Here is a 1,206-nt window from a genome sequence, read left to right on the forward strand (position 1 = left end):
GCGGCCCGGGCCGGCACCGCCGGGTGCTGGGCCGCCAGGGCCGTCAGTTGGTCTTTCAGGAAGCCGACGTGGCCCAGGCGGCCGCCAAAGTCCTCGTCGTTGAGCAGCCGGGTGTTGATTTTCTCCCACGTACCGGTGAGGTCGTGGTAGGGCTGCTCGGGCCACTGCTCGCCGGCCAGCTCAAAATCGAGATGAGCGGCGTAGTCGGCCAGTGTGGTCATGTAGGGCTCGGGCGCGAGCGCGGCCAGGTTGCGCAGCACCCAGCGGTGCTCTTCGGTGGCCGCCGAAAACACGGCGCCGCCCGTTACCAAGCCCGCCGCTAGGCCGTCGTCCGCCATCCGGTCCACGGCCAGGGTGGTCGAGCCCACGCGGGCATCCTGCACATCGAAGGGCTTGCTGGTCTGGTAGATGATGTTGTATTTGTAGAACGCCGGAATGCTCACCCGGTACTCGCTCCAGCGCACCGGAATGGTGCGCTGAAACGTCCAGTCCTGAAAATTGAACAGGTAGTCCGACGTGAGGGTATAGGCAAATTCTATCACCGAGCCTTCGCGCACATTGGGCAGGGTGAACTTCTGCACGTTGATGGTAGGCGTGCGCTTTTCCAGAAACACGCCGTCGGTTTCGAGGCGGATTTTTTCCACCTTGCCGCCCACCAGGTTGTAGGTCATGCCGCGCAGGTTGATGACTTTCTCCGAATTCTCGTTGCGGTGGTACAGCGGAATTTCCACCGAAGCCTCGTCGAAGCCGGCCTTCTTGAGAATTTTGATGCGCGTAACGCGCTCGAATACCACCTGCAGGCCGGTGCCGTGGCCTTTCAGCTGCGAGCGGCCAAAGTCGCACAGCACCACGGCCGCCGCGGCACTATCGGCCACGAAGGGCGCAGTCGTGAGGTCCTGGGCATCGACCTGGCCAAACTTGATGGGGTCGGCCGGGAATTTGGGGGAGGACTGGGCGTGGGCCGCCGGGCCCGGTAGCAGGGCCACCGCCAGCGTCAGCAACGCCAAGCGTTGCCAAAGGCAAAATGACATAAGATGAATGGGGTAGACAAACTTTTAAACCTTAAACATACTGAAATATTGCGAAACTTCACGCTGGCTACATCTGCCTGAATGAGCTCGGATTTGCGGCCTTTCGGGGTAGCCGGCAGCCCTGTACCCGGCTTGCCCGGGCCCTCCCGCCATGCGGCGTGCGGCCGCGCCACCG

Annotated in this window: 1 protein-coding gene; it reads right to left on the reverse strand. The window is 62.7% G+C overall.

The window, feature by feature from the left end; all coding sequences use genetic code 11:
• On the reverse strand, positions 1–1,031 hold a 1,031-nt coding region (locus tag ACYVDE_RS23440), incomplete at its 3' end, for a DUF3857 domain-containing protein (RefSeq protein WP_460503941.1).
• Between the last annotated feature and the right edge of the window lie 175 nt (positions 1,032–1,206).

The sequence above is a fragment of the Hymenobacter agri genome, from assembly GCF_054778495.1.